Origin of the sequence: Rufibacter sp. DG15C, from assembly GCF_001577755.1 — a bacterium.
Classification (GTDB): domain Bacteria; phylum Bacteroidota; class Bacteroidia; order Cytophagales; family Hymenobacteraceae; genus Nibribacter.
The window spans coordinates 1,018,985-1,038,275 of record NZ_CP010776.1 but is presented as its reverse complement, the minus strand read 5'-3'; the positions used below and the strand labels follow the sequence as shown (position 1 = coordinate 1,038,275).

The following is a 19,291-nucleotide window of genomic DNA, read 5'->3' as shown; positions in this document are numbered from 1 at the left end:
AGACATAAGATTGCTACCCACAAGAGAAAGAAGCGTCTGCGCAAAAACAGACATAAGAAAAAATAAGGCATAGCCCTTTGATCTTAAAAGCCCACATTGCCTGTCTTAGGCAATGGTGGGCTTTTGGTATATTCTTTCATCTAAGCATCTGACACATTGAGTAACGAATTAATTATTAATTCTACTCAAGATGGAGAACGAATAGCCCTTCTTCAGGATAAGCGACTAGTAGAGTATCATTTTGATAGAAATGACACAAACTACTCTGTTGGAGATATTTTTCTGGGAACCGTCAAAAAAGTAATGCCCGGTCTGAACGCAGCGTTTGTAGACATTGGGTACTCCAAAGACGCCTTCCTGCACTACCATGATTTGGGAGAGAACATCAAGACTCTCAACAAATTTGTGAAAGTGGTGCAGAACCAGAGAAACGCCACCGCCAAGCTGAACCAAGTTAAGTTTGAGCCTGAAATTGAAAAGCTGGGCAAGATGGCAGACGTCCTTAAAAAAGGACAGCAGATCTTGGTACAGATTGTCAAAGAGCCTATCTCCACCAAAGGGCCGCGTCTCTCTTGTGAGATTTCCCTAGCCGGGCGTTACTTGGTGCTGGTACCCTTCTCTAACACGGTAAGCGTGTCTAAGAAGATTGTCAGCAAAGAGGAACGCACCCGCCTGAAACGCCTCATCACCTCCATTAAACCGGAGAACTTTGGCGTCATCATCAGGACCGTGGCCGAAGGCCGGGAAGTAGCGGAACTGGACAAGGACCTGCGTGGCATGTTGGCCACTTGGGAAGAAGGGATTACCACTTTGAAGACCGCCAAAGAGCGTGACAAAGTGATTGGGGAGCTAGGACGCTCCTCCTCCATGTTGAGAGACATTTTGAATGAAAGTTTTGACAACATCGTGGTAGACGACGCTAAGTTGTACGACGAGATCAAAACTTACATTGAGACCATCGCCCCGGATAAGCTGAAGATTCTGAAGCACTATTCGGGCAAGGTGAAAACCTTTGAACACTTTAACATTGAAAAGCAGCTGAAATCCCTTTTCGGGAAGACAGTGAGCATTCCGGGGGGTGGCTATCTGGTGATTGAACACACAGAGGCCCTACACGTGATAGATGTGAACAGCGGCAACAAATCCAACTCTGAGACAGACCAGGAAGCCACCGCTTTGAATGTGAATCTTACCGCGGCAAAAGAGGTAGCGCGTCAGCTGCGCCTTAGGGACCTGGGGGGAATCATTGTAGTAGACTTTATTGACATGAAGTCTGCCGAGAACCGGCAAAAAGTGCAGGATGTAGTGAAGGAAGAGATGAAGAAGGACCGTTCCAAATACACGGTGCTGCCTATCTCCAAATTCGGACTCATGCAGATTACCCGCCAGCGCGTACGGCCTGAGCAAAATATTGTAACCGGTGAAGTCTGCCCTACCTGTCAGGGAAGCGGTAAGATCTCGGCTAGCATTCTAGTGACGGATGACATAGATCAGACCATTGACGATCTGTTGACCCGCCAGAATCAGAAAAACATTACGCTGTACGTGCATCCGTTTATACACGCCTACTACACCAAGGGCATTCTCTCCAAACAACGGAGATGGTTCTTGAAACACATGAAGTGGGTGAACGTGATGAAGGATACGGCGCTTGCCCTCACAGAATTCAAAGTGATGGACGAACACGGTGATGAGATTGAGCTGAAATCGGCTTACTCAGAAGTGAACAGTCTGCAAGACAGAGACGTGGTGGTAGAAGAATAACCTACTGCCTCTTATCATATTAAAGAAGAAGCCCCTGCCTCAACAGAGACAGGGGCTTCTTCTTTAATATACTCTTCCGTTTTTGGCCTGTTTTTCAGAAAACAGGCCAAAAATGATGTTTAGAACTTAACGCCTAGGTCTAGGGAGAAGGAGTTGTTCTTTAATTCTACTTTGTCATCTCCAAACAGGTCTGCGTAATAGGCATCATCTGCATCGGTTAGGCCACGGTGGTAGGTAATGCCCGCAAAGAGCTTAGTGCTTTCGCCGATCTTCTTCTCAGCGCCCACGCCAATCAGGACATCAATCTCAAAGGTGTTGAAACGCTTGGTGAATTTGTCACCACCATCATCTACTTTCTTCTCATTCACCTTGGCATTGAGCATGGTGTTCAAAGACGTACCTGCCTGGAAATAGAAACGCGTGTCTGTGGTAATCTCATTGGTGAACAATTTCAAGGCGATAGGAATCTCTAGGTACTGTAGGCTCAATTCGTCTTTGCCTTGTACTCTTATAGTACCTGTAGAAGCTGGGTCTGGGTAAGAATAGTCATAAGACACGTTTCCGCCTTTGATGTTGTAGGTTAGACCGCCAGACACCGCGTAATTTGTGCCAAAGAAGTAGTCTGCCACCACGCCCACGCCAAAGCCCGGTTTAGAGCCTTCGGCCTCAAACTTATACTTATCTTGTGCAATGGTGCGGCTGAACGCCAAAGAAGGGGAAATCTTCACGCCAATTTCTACCTGGGCGCTTGCGTTATACGAACTGAAAAACAGAGCCAAGGCAAACGCAGTGGCTGTGATGCAACGAATCATCTTCATGTTATAAGAATAAGAAGGTATTGGTGAATGTTAAGTAAATTTGGCTTAAAGATAAAGAAGGAATACAATGAAAGGACGTTTGCTGTTATTTTTTAGTGCAGTACTATGGTTTGGCTGTCAGAAGAAGGGTTGTGACATACCCAAGGAGATTGCCAAACTGCCGGTAAAGGTAGAAGTGGAGCAACTGGAAAAGCGTTTCTTCTCCATCAAGACCATGCCTGAGATGCAAACATTCCTGCAAGAGGAGCCTCTTTTTGCCGACCGGTTCCTGCAACGCAAAGGCTACCCGTCAGAAGAAATGCTGGCCCAAGGCCTGTTGAAGCTAGCCACAGACACCAGCCTTACCAAGTTAGTGAAGCAGGCGGACGCCGCGTTCGGGGATTTGTCTGCCGTGGAGACGGAACTGGAGAACGGCTTCAAGCACGTGAAACATTATTACCCGTCCTTCTATGTGCCGCCGGTCAAGTCCTTCATCTCTGGCCTAAACCGGGACCTGCTGGTGTCTGACAGCCTGATTGTGCTGGGACTGGACTTCTTCATTGGCCGCAAGGCAGCCTACCGCCCGCAGGCGCCGCAATACATTTTGGAGCGCTATGAGAAAGAGAACCTGGCGCCGTCTGTCATGCTGCTAGTGTCTAACAAATTCAACAAGACGGACTTTGTGAACAGCACCATGCTGGAAGAAATGATAGACTACGGCAAGTCCTATTATTTTGTAGAGCGCATGATGCCCTGCACGCCAGACTCCCTCATCATTGGCTACACCGGCCAGTCCATAGCAGATGTGCAGCACAACGAAGCCAAGGTTTGGGCGCATTTCATTGAGAAAGGCCTGCTCTATGAGACCAGTCAGTTCACTATTAGAAAATACATTGGCGAACGGCCCAACGTACCTGAGATTAGCCAACGGTGCCCGGGGCGCGTGGGTGCGTGGGTAGGCTGGCAGATTGTGCGCAAGTACATGGCCAACAACCCAGACATTACACTTCCGCAGTTGATGAACGAGAAGGATGCCCGCAAGATTCTGGACCAGTCTAAGTACAAGCCTCAGAAACAGTAATCTTTAGCCCAGCACTGAAGCTCCTCCTTTAGAACCCTCCGTTTTTGGCCTAATTTCTAGAAAACAGGCCAAAAACGATTCCTCACTTTATACATGCACATAGCACTGTTTCATCAATACCACCATAACCCAGACTGCCCTGCCACGTGCCGGCATTATACGTTTATGGAGGAGTTGGTGAAGCGGCACCAAGTGACCTTAATTACCTCAGATGCCTGGGAAAGCAAGCGCCTCACGCGTGACTATCCTTGGGTGCCAGACGGGGTAGAATTGGTTTCGGTGCACGTGCCCTATCATAACAGAATGGGGAAGGTGCGGCGGCTACAAGCCTTCGGGAGCTTTGCCATGCATGCTCTTACCAAAGGCCTCAAAATTCCCAAGCCCGACGTCATCTGGGGAGTGTCTACACCCTTGACCACTGCTTGGGCGGCCAGCAAAGTAGCCGGTTTGAGAAAGGTGCCGTGGGTGTTTGAGGTGCAGGACCTGTGGCCCTCTTTCCCCATTGAGATGGGCGCAGTGCCCTCCAAGTTTCTGCAGAACCAACTCTATCGGTTAGAAAAAAGCCTGTACCGTTCCGCTGATCATATCATTCCGTTGTCTAAAGGCATGGAGGAGTACATCCTGTCCCAAAACATCTCTCCTGAGATGGTAACCACCTTTGTAAACGGGACTGAAGTAGACCTGGGCCGCGTAACACAAATACAGCAAGATGAGCTGCGTAAAGATTTGGTATTGGAGGGGAAGCAGGTAGTGCTTTATGCCGGTACCTACGGGCGGGCCAATGACATGCCGCTTTTAGTTGAAACCGCCAGACGCCTGCAGCACAGAACAGACATTGTCTTTGTCTTCACGGGCCAGGGCTTTGACGAACCGCTGTTAGAGAAAGCGAGCCAGGAGTTGCCCAACATGCTCTTGCTTCCGCCGCTGCCACGGCATAAGGTTTTTACCTTGTTTGCGCTGGCAGAGGTGTCGGTGGTTTCGTTTATTGATTTGCCGGTGTTACAGGCTAACTCGCCGGGTAAGTTGTTTGATAGTCTGGCTACGGGCACACCGGTCATCGTCACCAATCCTGGTTGGACCAAAGAACTGGTAGAACGGCACCAGTGCGGTTGGTATGTGCCCGCGGGAGACAGCGCTCAACTAGCGCAAACCCTAGAAAACACCTTACACGACAAAGCTGCCTTACAAAGAATGAATGTAAACGCCAGAAAAGTGGCTGAAACCCAATTTGACAGGCTGCAGATGGTGCCTGCCTTAGAAAGTATCTTTGAACGGGTAGTGGCTACCAGAAAAAGCCGGTAACTGGCCGTTTAGGTAAATTTTCCTAGCTTAGGGGTAGAACACGTACACTTGGCGCTTGATTCTTCTACCCTTTACCCGCAAGTCTATTACTGTCAGGCTTTTTGCAAGTCTATGGCTTGGGCTATTCAGTTTTCTTTTCCATCTCAACGCACAGGCATCGGCGCCTATTTCCAAGGAAAAAATACAGCACCTGCTCACTTCTGCCGAGGAGGACCGATTGGTGCAGCAATTTGTACTGGCTTACCTTAAATACAACCAAGCATTAGAATATGAGAAGGCGCTTGACTCCTTGCAATGGGTCACCATCCAGCATGGCATGGCGGCCTGCCTCATTAGGTTGAACGCACCTGAATCTGCCCAGTCCATTTTAGACACGACTCATCCAGTGATTCAACGCCGCTTTGGTCAGAAAAGTGGCCAGATGGTGCAATGGTATGACCTGATGGGGGAGCTGTACTACAAACGCTTGGTCATAGACCCCGCGTTAGTCTATTGGAAGAAAGCCAATAAGTTAGCCTTGGAGTTGTACGGTCCAACGCATATCAACACCGCCAGAACTTACCGGCAATTGGGGAGATTCTTTATTGGCGAAGCAGATGTTGCGGTAGACTATGCCCTGAAGGCGGTACAAATTCTAAGACGCCAGCCTAAGTACCTGCAACACAAAGAGGCTTTCTTGTATTACAACGTGCTGGGCTATGCCATCCATGAGGAAAAGTATGACCTGGCCGGTTACACCCGCGAAGGCAAACACTATCCCAGTAACCTGCACGGAGCCTTGGCCTACTATGACAGTGCCCTTATTGCCAACAGAAATAGGAGAGGTGATCAGACAGCGGCTACGGCCATGGTGTACCACAACATGGGCAATTCCTACAACAACCTGTATGGCTTTAGAAAGGACTTGGCGCCAGCCCTGCAGAAAGATGCAGACCTATACTTCGCTTCGGCTAATCGGTACTATGACAAAGCGATTGGTATTTTTGAAAAGACAGGCGTTCACCCCGGCAGTGTCACCCTCACCTTAACTACCAAGGCCATTCTTTTGCAACTAAAAGATGATTGGGAAACCAGTTTACAACTCTATTCCCAAGGATTGCAACGCTTAATGCCACAGGCAAACATCACCAATGCTCTCCAACTTCCGCCAGTACCGGTTGGCGTCCCGCAGCGCGAGTATTTGTTGCTTTTGACCGGTAAGATTAAGTCATTGTTGAAGATCTATGAGGCCAAGAAGGAAGTCGCTTATTTAAAGGCCTACCACCAGCACGTGGTCCAGTATATTTCCTTTTTAGAGGCGGCCAAACGCGAGGCTACCTCTTTGGCCGGCAATACCGGCAGGATTGACTATGAGGGTGCGTCTGAAGGATATGGGTGGGGAATCAACGCAAGTTATCTACTCTACCAAACCACCGGCCAGGACCGGTACATGCAGCAGGCCTTAGATATTGCCAACCGGTTTAAAGGCTACAGCTTGCTGCACAATGAAGTAAAGCACCAAGCCACCTCGGATAAAAAGACAACTCTACAGGAAATAGCACGGCAAAAGCTGGAGGAGCGCTGGAAGGAGTTGGAAGAGAAGAAGGCTTTATTAGCGCTGTATCCTAAATTAGGCAAAACGGTTACTTTTAAGAATGTGCCGGAGGATTATCAGCGTACCAAGACACAAATAGAGGTGCAGGCCAAAAACAAAGTAGCCGTAGCTCATCTACCCGTTCAAACCGTGCCCACGGTGCAACAGCTGCAAAAAGAACTGGCCCCAGACGAAGCGCTTCTAGAACTTGTGCATTTTGACCAGGGCATCACTCCGCAGCGCAATAAGCTGTTTGCGTTTATAATTACCAAAGAGAAGGTCGCCTTTATCAAATTGAATGACATGGACACCACGCTCCATGCCAGAATACCCGCCTTGCACCAAGCCTTGGCCCAACGGCAAGGCGAGCAATACAGAGAAAGTGCCTACCATGTCTACCAGGACCTGGCCAAGCCGCTGCTGCGTCATATTCCTCCTCACACCAAGAAACTGATTTTCTTACCAGACAGCGAATACTGGCGCATACCATTTGCCACACTCTTGACAAAACCGGTGCGACACCTAAATTTCAGGGAATACCCTTTTCTGCTGCATCAATACCACATAAGCTACGCCCATTCATCAGCGTATTGGTATGTGCTCCGGAAGGGAAGCGCTGGTAACAGGCTAAATCAAGAACCCAAGGTGTTGGCAATGGCGCCGTTTGGTCTGCCAGATAAAGAGCAGGTGACCGGGGCATTGCAGCTTCCATTCACCGCCTCGCTGCTGCATCACTTAAATGGCACGCTGCCCGGCACGTTCTTGGTTAATGAGAAGGCCACGGAGGAGTATTTTAAGCAGAACGCCAACCGGTATTCAATCCTGCACCTGGCCACGCACGCAGAAGCAAACGCAGATGAACCTGGGCTTTCTAAGTTTCAGTTGTCCAAGAGCGGCAGCGAGGATGGGGTATTGTACCTGGAGGAATTGATGGAGTTGAATCTGCGTCCGGCGCTGGCCATTCTAAGTGCCTGTGAAACGGGCATTGGGGTGTCTACCCACCGTAACCGCGCTGAGCTGCAAAGCCTTAGCTGGAGCTTTAAGTTTATTGGTGCCCAAAGCACCGTGGCCACGCTCTGGAAAGTAGATGACCGCAGTACAGCCGCGCTTCTCAAAGATTTTTACAAAGGCATATTGGCCGGCGAAGATAAATCAGTGGCCTTGTCCATGGCCAAACGCAACTACCTGGCCCAGGCACGGACCTCAGAAGAGGCGCATCCCTTCTACTGGGCGGGATTGGTGTTGAACGGTCAGGATCAGGCCTTTGAAACCTCTGTTCCGTTTGGCAAATGGCTGAAGCTATCTTTGATCAGCTATCTGGTGCTGTTATTGGCGTACGGAGGCCGACAAGTCTATTTACAAAGAGCCAGACGCTAGCACCTGAGCCGCTTCTTTCTGGAAAGTGTGTTTTGGATTTCGGGCTATTTCTTCAAATACCGCTTTTGCCTCTTGTTTTCTGTCTGCCTGCCAAAAGGCATAGGCGCGGTAGTAGCTGGCTTTTTCTGCGTAGGCAGATTTGGCCAAGGCGGCATCTTGGAAATGAGTGAGCGCAACAGCGGGCTGTTGTTGTCTTAAAGAGAACAGCCCTTTAAAGAAAGCGGTAGTGTCTGCACCAGCTTGGGTGGGCATTTGCTGGAGGGCCAATGCATAATTGCCTGCCCTGTAGGCATTCATGGATGGGCTCCAAGACTGGCTAGAGCCCATCAATACGGGCAGTCCTGGCTCCTCTACGTAGTTCTGGTCCGTAAAAGCAGGGGTATGTGATGCTTTATAGAGAAAGAAGCTCCCAGAAAGGGTGATAAGCAAGACAATGCTGGCGGCAATTTTCCAGATGGGGTTTCGTTTCTGGGCAACTGGCGGCATCTGGGCGTCCCAGGTTTGGAGCTTTGCCTTCAGGTCTTGGCGCTTGGCTGCTTTTATGGCTTCTACCCAGTTCAGGTATTCTTGGTACAAAAGCCGAAGCGCAGGGTCTTGCGCAAGTTCCTGCTCAAAGGCAAGTCTTTCTTGAGCAGGCAACTGCTGTCTGCGGTACGCTTCAAAAGTGGTGTAGTGGGCCTCTTCTTCTATCAATGTCTGGAAAGGCGCCTAACACACAGCGCCTAGATGTTTAACAGTTCAACTTTCTCTTTTAAAATAACGGACAGCTTGCGCAGACATTGCAGTTTTTTCACTTTGGCTACATTCTCATTCTTATAACCCATCTCGCGGGCAATAGAAGCCATGTCATAGTCATGGAAGTAGTACAGCTCTAGTACTTTTCTGCTGTCTGGCGGTAGAAGGGCAATGGCTTGGTGCACCAGCGTTTTCTGGTGATCCTGCGCCTCTGCTTCTTCTAGTGTGTTGTCTTGTATCTTAATGTCAGAAACATCAACAAAGTTAGCGGCAGACGCTTTATTTCTTAAAAAATTATGGATGTGGTTTTTGGCGATGGCAAAAAGATAGGTCTTCAGCTCGCAAGAAAGGTGGGTGAGTTTGCCAGAGGCGGCATTTTCATAAAATGCCATCATGGTCACCTGAAAGATATCCTTGGCTTCGTCTTGCTCTAATTGGTACTGTCGGCAAGCCCAGGTTACAAAATCATCACGGTGCTGCTGGTAAAGGTCGCGCAAACATGTTTCATCGCCAGACCTAAGCCTGCTCAGAATTTTCTCTTCCCCTCGTATCAATGCCTTTCAATTAAATTTGGTATAGCTTGCTTTACCTGCGTTTCTAGCGTCTAATCATGCTTTTTCAGTGAGAAGGCAGGCACGTAGAGAAGAAGAAAAATAGGCTTGTTTTGTGACTGCTAGTTTACAAAATATAAGAATGGATGTTGCTACGTATAAAACTCGATTAATTGGTAATTAATACGGATTTTTCACAAAGGGCTGGCTACGCATAAAAATGCATTAGGCAGTGTTGGTTAACGGTTTATCCCCTAATGCTTAAAGTGCAGACTTATGAAAATTTGGAAGCCTGTTAAGGAGTCTTCGTTTTTGGCCTGTTTTTATGAAAACAGGCCAAAAACGAAGTGTCTATCCCAGTTTGTTTTGGGGATCATCTGGTTTGTTGGGCCAGTTCTTCTGGAAATAGGCGCAGAAGTGCGTGAGAGGGCAGCGCTCACACTGCGGCGTTCTGGCCAGGCAGATGTAGCGGCCGTGCAAAATCAGCCAATGATGCGCTTTGGGTACTAGCTCTTCTGGGATGTATTGTAGCAGTTCTCTTTCTACCTCTAAAGGTGTTTTGGCTGTGGCGCTTACCAAGCCCAATCGCTTAGAAACCCTGAACACGTGGGTGTCTACGGCCATGGCCGGCATGTTGAAAATTACAGAGGAGATCACATTGGCCGTCTTCCTGCCCACGCCCGGCAATTGCTGCAGTTCTTCTATGGTACTAGGCACCTCTCCACCAAAACGTTCCACCAGCATCTTGCCTAGTCCTGCCAGGTGCTTGGCTTTGTTGTTTGGGTAAGAAATGCTTTTGATGTAGGGGAAAATATCGTCAGAAGTGGCAGTAGCCAATACCTCAGCGGAAGGGTAAACCTCAAACAAAGCAGGAGTCACTAGGTTTACGCGCTTGTCTGTGCACTGGGCGCTCAAGACCACGGCAATGAGCAATTCATAAGGCGTGCGGTAGGCCAATTCGGTCTCAGGCTCTGGGAAATGCTCTGTAAAGTAGGAGATAAGGTGACGGTACCGTTCTGGCTTGCGCATACGTTTGAAATGTCTTGTATACAAACTTAGGCAAATTGTGGTTTGATACTTCTTGCAGAATTCATTTCTAAACCGAAAAAACACCGTGCTCCTTAAGCGCTGCTGCTGGCCAAACACAACGCTGGAACAGCATGAAAACAGCGAGGCCCTGTCTATTTTAGTAGACAGGGCCTCGCTGTTAAAATTTGGTACAATTAAGGATGCAAACTCAGGTTTTGGGAGTACTGCAGGATGGCGTTGGTGACCCGGTCACTTGGCTGGGCGTAGGCTTCTTGTAGGCGTGCGTGGGCCAGAAGCAAATCTGCACAGTCTTCGGCCAGGTCCTGGTCTGCCATGAAGGCATCCTCCAGTAAAAGGCGCTGCCGCGTGGGCAACTCGTTGTAAAGATACTGTACTAGATCATTTTGAGTAAAGGTTTTGATCATAGGCTGATTTATCAAGGGACATTTTTTTCCGCAAGTTGATTAATGCGTATCTCATTCTGCCCAATGCCGTGTTAATGCTAACTCCGGTAGCCTCTGCAATCTCCTGGAAACTCATGTCAGCGTAGTGGCGCATGATGAGCACCTCTTTCTGGGCCGGCGGCAAGAGCTGAATCAGCTCTCTTAGGCGGGCATGGGTTTCCTCTTTGATGCGAACCGTCTCTACAGACTCCTCAGAGAAGCTCAACGTGTTAAACACATTGCTGCCGTCTTCCAGGGTGATCATAGGGCTTCGCTTCTCCTTCCGGAAATAGTCAATGGCCATGTTATGGGCGATACGGCAGATCCAGGATGAAAATTTGCCTTCCTCATTGTAACGACCACTTTTCATGGTGTTAATGGCCTTCACAAACGTTTCCTGCAGCAGGTCTTCGGCTGTGTAGGTGTCTTTTACAATAAGCAGAATGGTGGTGAAAACCTTGCTTTTATGACGGTTCACCAATTCCTCGAACGCACTCTCGTTACCACCGATATACGACGTCACTAGCGCCGAATCGTTGAGCTGTACTGTATTCATCTAAATCTACATGTAAGGTAACGTAGAGGTTTAGGCCATATTGTGAGGTTAGCGTGAATTGATGGGAATAACTTATATATCAAATATAAACAGTCTGCTATGATAAAGCAACGGGTCCTTTTCTTTTATTCAAAAAAAAATCTGTTTTCCGGCTAATTCCTCAAAAATAGCCGAAAAACAGAAGTAAGATGGTAATTCTTCCTGAAAGTTTAATCTGGTTCCCTCAAGGATACCACTGATGTAAATGTTTTTATGAGGGTAATAACCTGATATTCAATATCATAGGTTTATTGCTGAGCGCCTAAACGTTGCAGATCTCTCTCTACGGAGGCAATGCGCGCGTTCAGGCCTTTTACCTGAGCAGCGGTCTTGTCCTTTTCTGTGGCGGCCAGTTTGGCCTCCAGCAGTTTAGAGCGCTGCTCCAGCAAGTCTACCAGCTGGCGGGTCAACTCTACTTTTTTCTGCATGCCCGTAGGCGTGGCGTTGGTTTTACCAGACTCCTTAATAGAAGAAATTTGCCCATTGATGACCACAATCTTGGTCTCTGTGTCTCCGGCTACCTGGCGCTCTTGTTCTTGGATGGCATTGTAGGTGAACAAGTCATCGGCTACCAGCACAATGTTGCCCTGCGGGTTAATGGCCTGTTTCATGGACAACGTATAGGTTTTGCCATTGGCCAGGCGCACTTTTCCTTCTGGTGAGATGGACGTGCCGTTTGGGTATTTTACGGGTTCATCTATGGCCTCCAGGTTGCCTTGGCTATGACGCACCAGGCGGTTCTGGTTCCAGAAGATGGTGTTGTCTTTGATGGTGGCCCGCGTAATCAAGGAGTCTGTCTTAGAGGGAGTTGTCTGGGCTTGGGTAGTAGTGGATAGACCCAAAAACGAACAGGCAAACAGCAGGGCAAGTAAAAAATATGGTTTCATAGTAAGCAATGGTATGACGTACGTTTAGACGTATTTTCCTGCATTTTGGTCAAAAAGTTTGAACGGTTTGCAAGGATTTACAATAATTCCAAATTAAGTTATGTATAGTCTATAAATATCTTTAAAAAGTTATATAGTGCATCGCATCAAAGCATAAAATAGGGCGTATACAATGAATACTATGGAATATAACATTTACATGAGCCCTGAGTTTAAAGACGAGGTAAAGAGGGACCTCAAAATTAAAGAGAAAGCCAATGTAGAGATCAAGGATACTCTAGCAATTGAGCGGACCTCTTTCGCCAATGAGCGCACCTTCTTAGCCTATATGCGCACTGCGCTGTCGCTCATTGTAGCGGGGTTCTCCCTGCACCAGTTTTTTAAGTCAGACATTTCCATGTGGCTGGCCGGCATTTTAATCCCGGCGGGACTGTACATTGGGTACAAGGGATACCTCAAATTTGTGAAAAAGCGCGCTCTTATCAAACGTAAACGTGATGCCTATGTGCCGGCCAAGCAGATGCTGGCTCTCTTGAAAGCCGAAAAGGCCCAGGCAGAGGCAGAAGAAAAAATCAAGATGAACTTATAACCCTTAATTAGGGCACTTATAAAGATATTCCAGATAGTAGGAAATGGTGCGGTGTTGTGGAGATTGTGATGTTGAAAGGACAAGCCGCCCATTTCTCTTTTTTTTGATTGCCCCCGTGAAAAGTAGCCTTGGGCACTTTCTCTACAAATGACCAAACAGAATTGAACAGAAAGCGGATGCCCCACGGTGTCCGCTTTTTGCTTTATGGTCCTTCCTTTAAAGGGTGTTGTCGCTTTTGGGCTGTTTTCTGAAATTCAAGCCAAAAACGCTTCCCTTCAATGAGACTTTATGCTTAGCGCGCTTTTAATAAAAAAGCTTATAGTTGCCGTGTAAACAAAAACGCCTGACCCAACCAAAAGACTGCATCAGGCGCTTCCATGAAAATTAAGCTGATAACGGTGAGCCATTTTAAATGCTAGCTCAGTGTATTTTCAAGGTATGCGAGTTGTTTGATTCTTAAAGATCAACGCTCATCATTGAGCCGCTTAGGATTTTGTGAGCGGCGTGGCCCAGAGGCCCATCTTCATCTGGAAGATATTGGCAATGCTGACGGCTTTCTGCTTGGCTTGTTCGGCCATTTCTCCGGAGAACAGCTCATCAATGGTTTGGGTGAACAGGTGAATCCAGCGGGTGAAGTGCGTGCGCTCCACGGGCAGGCCCATGTGCTTGGGGAACGGCTGTCCTTTGTAGGCCATGGACCCAAATAGCACCGTGCTCCAGAATTTGTACATGTTGGGTAGGTGGTGGTCCCAATCCACTTTCGCGAAGTCATTGAACACCGGCCCCAGCAGCTCGTCCTGGTTGACATGGTCATAGAAGGTATCTACCAAGCGTTTAATGTCTTCCTCGGTGGTGATGTCTGGTTTGGTGGGCGCTGTCATGGTAAGCAAAGGCTGTTCTGTCTGTAAAACACTGCAAGGTTAGGGAATGGTGCCACGCCGTCCAATGACATTCATCACTCTTCCTTGTTTTTAGCTTCTTTTCTGGGAAACAGGTCAAAAACGACCATGGTGCAGCTTGAAATGTTGGCTAGCTCAGTAGAAATACCTATTTTCAAAGCTTATTCCACAGCAAACAAACAACATGTCTCAACCAACCGCCAAACACCCTAAGGGGTTGTACATCCTTTTCCTGGCAGAAATGTGGGAACGCTTCGGCTACTACCTCATGATTGGTATCTTCTTCCTGTACATGACAGACGCCCAAAGTGGCGGTATGGGACTGCCCAAAGATCAAGCCTCAGATATCTACGGAACCTTCATTGCGCTTGTGTTCCTGACGCCGTTCATTGGCGGCCTGCTCGCTGACAGGGTACTGGGTTACCGCCTGTCCATTACTTTGGGCGGCTTGCTCATGGGTTTGGGCTATTGCGGACTGGGCATTCCCGGTGATTCTTTCTTTTACCTTTCCCTGGCCCTTATCATCATTGGGAACGGATTCTTTAAAGCCAACATCTCCACCTTGCTGGGGAATTTGTATACAGAAGAAAAGTACCTTCCGCAGAAGGACGCGGGATACAACATCTTCTACATGGGCATTAACGTGGGCGCGTTCATCTGCAACTTTGTGGCGGCCTACCTGCGCAATACCTATGGCTGGGGCTTTGCCTTTGTGGCGGCCGGTATTGGTATGTTCATTGGCCTCATCATCTTCTGGCTGGGCAACAAAACCCACCAGCACGCCGACATTAGAAAACCGGCGCAGCCCCATGACATGTCCCTGCTCAAGATTGTGGGTACGGTTATTTTTCCGGCGGCCATTGTGGGCGTGTTGAGCTGGGTCTTGATTCCGGGCAACGTGTTTGGGTCAGATTCTACGGATGCGTTCATCTTCGGGTCTATTCCTATTGTGTTGTTCTATGTGAGTTTGTGGGCGAGGGCCTCTAAAGAAGACAAGCGCCCTATTGCGGCCTTGCTGTCCATCTTTGCGGTGGTGATTGTGTTCTGGGCGGTGTTCAAGCAGAACGGTACCGCGCTCACCATCTGGGCCGAACATTACACGGACCGTAGCATGCCAGCGCCTTTAGAGAAACCTGCTGCCTCCTTGGGCATGGTGCAGAGCATTGACGCCTCTGTGAAGACCGTTCCAGACTTTGACAATGCGTTCAGGACCCGCACCGATGCGGACGGGAAAGTCATCACCAAAGAAGGCCTGGACCCGTACGTGAACAACCTGCCAAAAGAGGAATGGCCGACAGAGGAGCGTTCACTCGCATTGATTTCTACGGAGCTGTTCCAGTCCATCAACCCGTTCTTTGTGGTGATTTTGACGCCGCTGGTGGTTTCCTTCTGGGGCTTTATGCGAAGAAAGGGCAAAGAGCCCAGCACCCCTGCTAAAATGGCTTGGGGCTTGTTCATCACCGGTCTCTCTACATTGGTGATGGTAGGCGCCGTTTGGGCAGGCAACAACGGCCAGGACAAAGTCTCCAGTTTGTGGCTGGTAGGGACCTATTTTGTGGTGACCATTGGCGAACTCTGCCTCAGCCCAATGGGCTTATCACTGGTGTCAAAGGTGAGTCCGCCACGCTTGACGGCTTTGTTGATGGGCGGTTGGTTTATGGCCACTTCTATTGGCAACAAGCTGTCAGGGATTCTGGCCAGCCTCTGGGATACCTATGATGACAAGCAGTACTTCTTCTGGGTGAACTTTGCCGTGACGGTCACTGCGGCGGCTGTACTTGTTCTCATGCTGAAGTGGCTCAGGGAAATCATGGAGAATCCGTCAGGCGATAAAGCGTAAAGTAAATCTTCCGTTTTTGGGCTGTTTTCTAGAATTCAGGCCAAAAACGGAAGTTCAACACGTAGTATAAAATAGAAGAGGCGCCTTACACGTAAGGCGCCTCTTCTATTTTATAGCGGGAAAATATTTCTTGAAATTCTAGCCAACCACTTCAGCCAGTTGGCATCTTTTCAGCCAGAGCAAAGCGTCTACCTCAGAGGTGAAGCCTTCAAAATCTACAGATTGGCCATACCATTCCTTTTGTCTTAATTCTGAGGCATGGGCAATGGTAGCGGCGTCTTCGGCGTGGCCGGGTGTCATGAGGTAAGCCACATAAATAATGCGGTCTATCTGCCCATGCAAGGCGGGATAGAACACCTGTTTCACCCATTCCATGTCAGTTTCTGATAAAGGGCCGCGGCTTCTAATGTCAAAAAGCCAGTAGCGGGCATTGGTCTGTTGGGCCAGTTCCAACACTTGCATATAGACCTCACGCGGCGTCATGGCATAAACGGGCTGTGGCCAACGAAGGAACAGCACGTCCAGGTCTGGACGATGGGTGAGGGCAATGGCATCTAAAAATGCTGGAGACATAGGCTTTTGGTAATGGGGGGTAAACTTACTAACAAAACACGCAAACTTGGTCGGGCACCCCTTAAAATATTAGCAAGTGGTATATAGGGAACACCTATGTTTAAAAATGGTTCAGTCAGTCCTGCAAATAACTCCAACACCCTTAAAAACCAGTAGCTTTGCGGCCTAATACTTTTTGACTGTGGCTACTTCTTCTACTTCCCCCATACCTGAACGGCACGACCCGTACGCGGTGCTGCGTTTGCCTGAGTTCAGGCGGTTCATCTCTGCTCGTTTCTGCATCACGCTGGCCATGCAAATACAGGCAGTGGTAGTGGGTTGGCAAATCTATGACATTACCAAGGACCCTTTCTCGCTGGGCTTGATTGGCTTAGCTGAGGCCGTTCCTTCCATTACCGTGGCCTTGTACGCCGGGCACGTAGCGGACATCGTGCCCCGTAAGCGCATCATCATTACGGTGTTGAGCGTGCTGCTTTTCTGTTCTCTGGCCTTGCTGGTGTATACAATGGGCATTGGCGAGTTTTTGCGCATGTGGGGCACGCTGCCCATTTACAGCATCATTTTCCTGAGCGGCATTGCGCGTGGTTTCATGGGGCCGGCGGTGTTCTCCTTCATGCCGCAGTTGGTCAAAGACAAAAGCCTGTACTCTAATGCCATTTCTTGGAGCAGCACTACGTGGCAGGCGGCCTCGGTGGCGGGTCCGGCGCTGGGAGGTTTGCTCTATGCGTTTGGCGGGGTGACCCTGGCCTTCTCCGTGGACGCGGCGCTGGTATTGTTAGCCCTTGTTTTCTATGGCCTTATTGCCGGAAGGCCTCTTCCTGAAAGCCAAGGGCCTAAACTCAACATCAAGGAAAGCCTGCAGACGGGCCTCAAGTTTGTGTTCGGGAACCAGATTATCTTAAGTGCGCTGGCGCTGGATATGTTTGCGGTCTTGTTTGGCGGCGCGGTCATTCTCTTGCCAGTTTTTGCCTCAGATATTCTGGAGATTGGCCCACAGGGGCTGGGTGCCTTGCGCTCAGCGCCAGCCATTGGCTCTGTGGGGATGGCCGTGTACCTGGCGCATCATCCCATCACCAAAGGCGCGGGCAAGAAAATGCTCTGGTGTGTGGCGGGTTTCGGGGCGTGTATTATAGGGTTTGGCCTGTCTGACTGGTTCTGGCTTTCGTTTATTCTTTTGCTGCTGAGTGGTTTACTAGACAGCGTCTCTATGATTATCAGGTCTACACTCATTCATACGTTCACGCCGGAGTACATGAAAGGCCGCGTCTCCTCAGTGAACAACATCTTTGTAGGTTCCAGCAATGAGATAGGCTCTTTTGAGTCTGGTCTGGCCGCCAAACTAATGGGCGTGGTGCCGTCGGTAGTATTTGGTGGAACCATGACGATTCTCATTGTAAGCTTCACCGCCTGGAAAGCGGACCAACTCCGAAAGCTTAGTTTCAAATAAGACTACTTTAAAAACAGCGATACTCGTTTTTGTCCTGATTTCTAAGAACCAGCCTAAAAACGAAACAGCCGCTTCTGCAGAACAGAAGCGGCTATTTTATTACTAGTTGACTCGAGACTCAGAACTCGCGACTCAGGACTGAGGCCTAAAAGGCCTTGATAATGTCTGTGAAGTCTCTTGATTTTAACGAGGCGCCGCCAATCAGGCCGCCGTCCACGTCTGGCTGCGCGAACAGTTCTTTGGCGTTTCCTGGGTTGGCGCTGCCGCCGTACAAGATGGTTTTGTTATAAGCTGCCTCGGCGTCAAACAGACGGGACAATTCTTCTCTGATGTAGGCGTGCATGTCCTGCGCTTGTTGGCTGCTGGCCGTGCGTCCCGTCCCGATGGCCCAGATGGGCTCATAGGCAATCACAATCTGGTCAAACTCCTCGTTACTCAAATGCCCTACGGTCTCGCGCAGCTGCTGGCCTACGTACTCAAAATGCTTTTCAGACTCGCGCACTTCCAACGGCTCGCCGCAGCAGAAGATGGGTTTGATGCCTTGGCCTAGAGCGGCTTTCATTTTCTTGAGCAGCAACTCTGAATCCTCGTGGTGGTACTGGCGGCGCTCAGAGTGGCCTACCAGCACGTACTCCACGCCCACTGACTGGAGCATGGCCGCAGAGACCTCGCCGGTGTAGGCGCCGCTCTCATGCGCGCTCACATCCTGCGCGGCCAAATGAATGCGGTTGTTGCCTTGAATCAACTTCCCAATAGACTGCAAAAACGGGAACGGAGGCGTGACAATCACACCCACGTTGTCTGTAGTGACTTCGTCGCGCACCATGTTCTCAATCTCACTTACCAGCGCCAAGGCCTCTTGGTAAGTCTTGTTCATTTTCCAGTTGCCGGCAACAATGTTCTTTCTCATAGTTTCTTATGTGTGAATGGAAACGCCTCTTTGCGCAAAGGCGTTTTTAGGTTCTTTTCTGGAAATCAGGCCAAAAACGGCCTGCTCTCTTCAAGTGCTAAGTTAGTGATTTGGCAGGAAGTCTCCTTTATACACTTGATTTTACAACAATCACTATAAAGACAAACCTTTTTTGAAAGGAAATTTGGATCTATTGTTTTTTGAATTCCAACTGACTCTTATTCATTAAAGTTTGGACTAGGTCAAAAAGAATAGTATCAAATTCACTTACTAAAGGCAATATGGTTTGCCAACTAATCTGATTGATAAGTTTAATTTGATCAAGCATTCTATGCTCCCTATGGGCAATACATGAATGCCTTATCTTACTCAGAAGGGGCTTATGCTTGTTGTTGTATTCTGATATTGCTTGCTTTATCTGCCTTAGCTGTTCAATATGAATTTCCGATTTTGATAATAAAGCGACAATTTGGGTTGTGAACTTACGACCTATAAGTTTGGGAACATCTTCAATAGCTTCATAAATTAATAAACATGCTTGTCTTGCGAAGTATCTCTTTCTCCACTCATTATCAGAGATCGTCAATTCTTTTAGGAGAATTTTTAAATCATAATAAGTCATGGTTATAAAACCAGCAACGTTCCAGACCTCCTCTACATCCTTCCATTTAGTTAAATTACAATAAGCTACACCTTCGGCTATCTGGCTCAAAGCAAAATCTAGTTTATCAAAGCTGATTTGAAACTTAGTTTCGATTTCTTTTCTATTGAGTGCAATTCTCTTTTCTAGTTCAATGTCAATAATCGTTTTTTCAAACATAACAGTAGGCTAAGGCGCAAGTCTATTCTAGGTATAAATATCTGAATTGCATTAAAAAAGAAAAGGCCTGTGACGCTTT

Annotated in this window: 18 protein-coding genes; 7 read left to right on the top strand and 11 right to left on the bottom strand. The window is 48.5% G+C overall.

Annotated elements, in window-relative coordinates; genetic code table 11:
* The first annotated feature begins 156 nt into the window (after window positions 1-156).
* A complete protein-coding gene (locus tag TH61_RS04310) occupies window positions 157-1,764 on the top strand; it encodes an Rne/Rng family ribonuclease (RefSeq protein WP_066506283.1) in 1,608 nt (535 codons plus the stop codon).
* Between the two features lie 119 nt (window positions 1,765-1,883).
* Here TH61_RS04310 and TH61_RS04305 read toward each other — a convergent pair whose 3' ends face one another.
* Window positions 1,884-2,582: a porin family protein gene (locus TH61_RS04305; protein ID WP_066506280.1), complete on the bottom strand. Its 699-nt coding sequence runs from the start codon at window positions 2,580-2,582 to the stop codon at window positions 1,884-1,886.
* Between the two features lie 67 nt (window positions 2,583-2,649).
* On the opposite strand from TH61_RS04305, the gene gldB reads away from it, so the two are divergent.
* The 3 genes from gldB to TH61_RS04290 all read left to right on the top strand — a co-directional run bounded on the left by gldB (window position 2,650) and on the right by TH61_RS04290 (window position 7,894).
* Window positions 2,650-3,642: a gliding motility lipoprotein GldB gene (gldB, locus tag TH61_RS04300; RefSeq protein ID WP_066506278.1), complete on the top strand. Its 993-nt coding sequence runs from the start codon at window positions 2,650-2,652 to the stop codon at window positions 3,640-3,642.
* Between the two features lie 93 nt (window positions 3,643-3,735).
* Window positions 3,736-4,944 carry a glycosyltransferase family 4 protein gene (locus TH61_RS04295; protein WP_066506277.1) on the top strand — a complete coding sequence of 403 codons (1,209 nt, stop codon included), beginning with the start codon at window positions 3,736-3,738 and terminating at the stop codon, window positions 4,942-4,944.
* A 55-nt stretch (window positions 4,945-4,999) separates the two neighbouring features.
* Window positions 5,000-7,894, top strand: a complete 2,895-nt coding sequence (locus TH61_RS04290; RefSeq protein WP_157600548.1) for a CHAT domain-containing protein — start codon at window positions 5,000-5,002, stop codon at window positions 7,892-7,894.
* Here TH61_RS04290 and TH61_RS04285 read toward each other — a convergent pair.
* From TH61_RS04285 to TH61_RS04260, 6 genes are all read right to left on the bottom strand, one after another.
* Window positions 7,874-8,587 carry a tol-pal system YbgF family protein gene (locus TH61_RS04285; protein ID WP_066506273.1) on the bottom strand — a complete coding sequence of 238 codons (714 nt, stop codon included), beginning with the start codon at window positions 8,585-8,587 and terminating at the stop codon, window positions 7,874-7,876. The two genes, TH61_RS04290 and TH61_RS04285, sit on opposite strands and share 21 nt — an antisense overlap.
* A 29-nt stretch (window positions 8,588-8,616) precedes the next feature.
* Complete coding sequence (locus tag TH61_RS04280) at window positions 8,617-9,126, bottom strand: RNA polymerase sigma factor (protein WP_066506272.1); 510 nt, start codon at window positions 9,124-9,126, stop codon at window positions 8,617-8,619.
* Window positions 9,127-9,531: 405 nt separating this feature from the next.
* Complete coding sequence (gene nth / locus TH61_RS04275) at window positions 9,532-10,209, bottom strand: endonuclease III (RefSeq protein WP_066506271.1); 678 nt, start codon at window positions 10,207-10,209, stop codon at window positions 9,532-9,534.
* A gap of 194 nt (window positions 10,210-10,403) precedes the next feature.
* Window positions 10,404-10,634: a hypothetical protein gene (locus TH61_RS04270; protein ID WP_066506268.1), complete on the bottom strand. Its 231-nt coding sequence runs from the start codon at window positions 10,632-10,634 to the stop codon at window positions 10,404-10,406.
* On the bottom strand, window positions 10,609-11,208 hold the full coding sequence (locus TH61_RS04265) for an RNA polymerase sigma factor (protein ID WP_066506265.1): 600 nt from the start codon (window positions 11,206-11,208) through the stop codon (window positions 10,609-10,611). Before TH61_RS04265 ends, TH61_RS04270 begins: the two co-directional genes overlap by 26 nt.
* 287 nt (window positions 11,209-11,495) lie before the next feature.
* A complete protein-coding gene (locus TH61_RS04260) occupies window positions 11,496-12,134 on the bottom strand; it encodes a DUF6799 domain-containing protein (RefSeq protein ID WP_066506263.1) in 639 nt (212 codons plus the stop codon).
* 181 nt (window positions 12,135-12,315) lie between these two features.
* Here TH61_RS04260 and TH61_RS04255 point away from each other — a divergent pair, with 181 nt between their 5' ends.
* Window positions 12,316-12,723 (top strand): YidH family protein, encoded by a 408-nt coding sequence (locus TH61_RS04255; RefSeq protein WP_066506260.1) that lies wholly within the window; start codon window positions 12,316-12,318, stop codon window positions 12,721-12,723.
* A gap of 485 nt (window positions 12,724-13,208) precedes the next feature.
* Here the strand turns inward: TH61_RS04255 and TH61_RS04250 are convergent, their stop codons facing one another.
* Entirely contained in the window at window positions 13,209-13,604 is a 396-nt protein-coding gene (locus tag TH61_RS04250; RefSeq protein WP_066506257.1) for a group III truncated hemoglobin, read from the bottom strand.
* Between the two features lie 202 nt (window positions 13,605-13,806).
* On the opposite strand from TH61_RS04250, the gene TH61_RS04245 reads away from it, so the two are divergent.
* Entirely contained in the window at window positions 13,807-15,462 is a 1,656-nt protein-coding gene (locus TH61_RS04245; protein WP_066506254.1) for a peptide MFS transporter, read from the top strand.
* Window positions 15,463-15,600: 138 nt separating this feature from the next.
* On the opposite strand, the gene TH61_RS04240 is transcribed toward TH61_RS04245, so the two are convergent.
* Complete coding sequence (locus tag TH61_RS04240) at window positions 15,601-16,035, bottom strand: hypothetical protein (protein WP_066506249.1); 435 nt, start codon at window positions 16,033-16,035, stop codon at window positions 15,601-15,603.
* Between the two features lie 181 nt (window positions 16,036-16,216).
* Between TH61_RS04240 and TH61_RS04235 the strand changes: the two genes are divergently transcribed.
* Entirely contained in the window at window positions 16,217-17,482 is a 1,266-nt protein-coding gene (locus TH61_RS04235) for an MFS transporter (RefSeq protein ID WP_231862300.1), read from the top strand.
* A 145-nt stretch (window positions 17,483-17,627) separates the two neighbouring features.
* Here the strand turns inward: TH61_RS04235 and tpiA are convergent, their stop codons facing one another.
* Together tpiA and TH61_RS04225 are read right to left on the bottom strand one after the other, a co-directional pair.
* Window positions 17,628-18,392, bottom strand: coding sequence for a triose-phosphate isomerase (gene tpiA, locus TH61_RS04230; RefSeq protein WP_066506246.1), 765 nt, complete (start codon window positions 18,390-18,392; stop codon window positions 17,628-17,630).
* A 190-nt stretch (window positions 18,393-18,582) separates the two neighbouring features.
* Window positions 18,583-19,212: a hypothetical protein gene (locus tag TH61_RS04225; protein WP_066506243.1), complete on the bottom strand. Its 630-nt coding sequence runs from the start codon at window positions 19,210-19,212 to the stop codon at window positions 18,583-18,585.
* Window positions 19,213-19,291: the final 79 nt, after the last annotated feature.

Excerpts from the sequence above, each read along its gene's own strand:
- TH61_RS04265 (WP_066506265.1), bottom strand. The coding sequence starts at position 11,208 with ATGAATACAGTACAGCTCAACGATTCGGCGCTAGTGACGTCGTATATC.
- TH61_RS04225 (WP_066506243.1), bottom strand. The coding sequence starts at position 19,212 with ATGTTTGAAAAAACGATTATTGACATTGAACTAGAAAAGAGAATTGCA.
- gldB (WP_066506278.1), top strand. The coding sequence starts at position 2,650 with ATGAAAGGACGTTTGCTGTTATTTTTTAGTGCAGTACTATGGTTTGGC.
- TH61_RS04270 (WP_066506268.1), bottom strand. The coding sequence starts at position 10,634 with ATGATCAAAACCTTTACTCAAAATGATCTAGTACAGTATCTTTACAAC.
- TH61_RS04295 (WP_066506277.1), top strand. The coding sequence starts at position 3,736 with ATGCACATAGCACTGTTTCATCAATACCACCATAACCCAGACTGCCCT.
- TH61_RS04250 (WP_066506257.1), bottom strand. The coding sequence starts at position 13,604 with ATGACAGCGCCCACCAAACCAGACATCACCACCGAGGAAGACATTAAA.
- tpiA (WP_066506246.1), bottom strand. The coding sequence starts at position 18,392 with ATGAGAAAGAACATTGTTGCCGGCAACTGGAAAATGAACAAGACTTAC.
- TH61_RS04305 (WP_066506280.1), bottom strand. The coding sequence starts at position 2,582 with ATGAAGATGATTCGTTGCATCACAGCCACTGCGTTTGCCTTGGCTCTG.
- TH61_RS04245 (WP_066506254.1), top strand. The coding sequence starts at position 13,807 with ATGTCTCAACCAACCGCCAAACACCCTAAGGGGTTGTACATCCTTTTC.
- nth (WP_066506271.1), bottom strand. The coding sequence starts at position 10,209 with ATGCGCAAGCCAGAACGGTACCGTCACCTTATCTCCTACTTTACAGAG.
- TH61_RS04255 (WP_066506260.1), top strand. The coding sequence starts at position 12,316 with ATGGAATATAACATTTACATGAGCCCTGAGTTTAAAGACGAGGTAAAG.
- TH61_RS04260 (WP_066506263.1), bottom strand. The coding sequence starts at position 12,134 with ATGAAACCATATTTTTTACTTGCCCTGCTGTTTGCCTGTTCGTTTTTG.
- TH61_RS04240 (WP_066506249.1), bottom strand. The coding sequence starts at position 16,035 with ATGTCTCCAGCATTTTTAGATGCCATTGCCCTCACCCATCGTCCAGAC.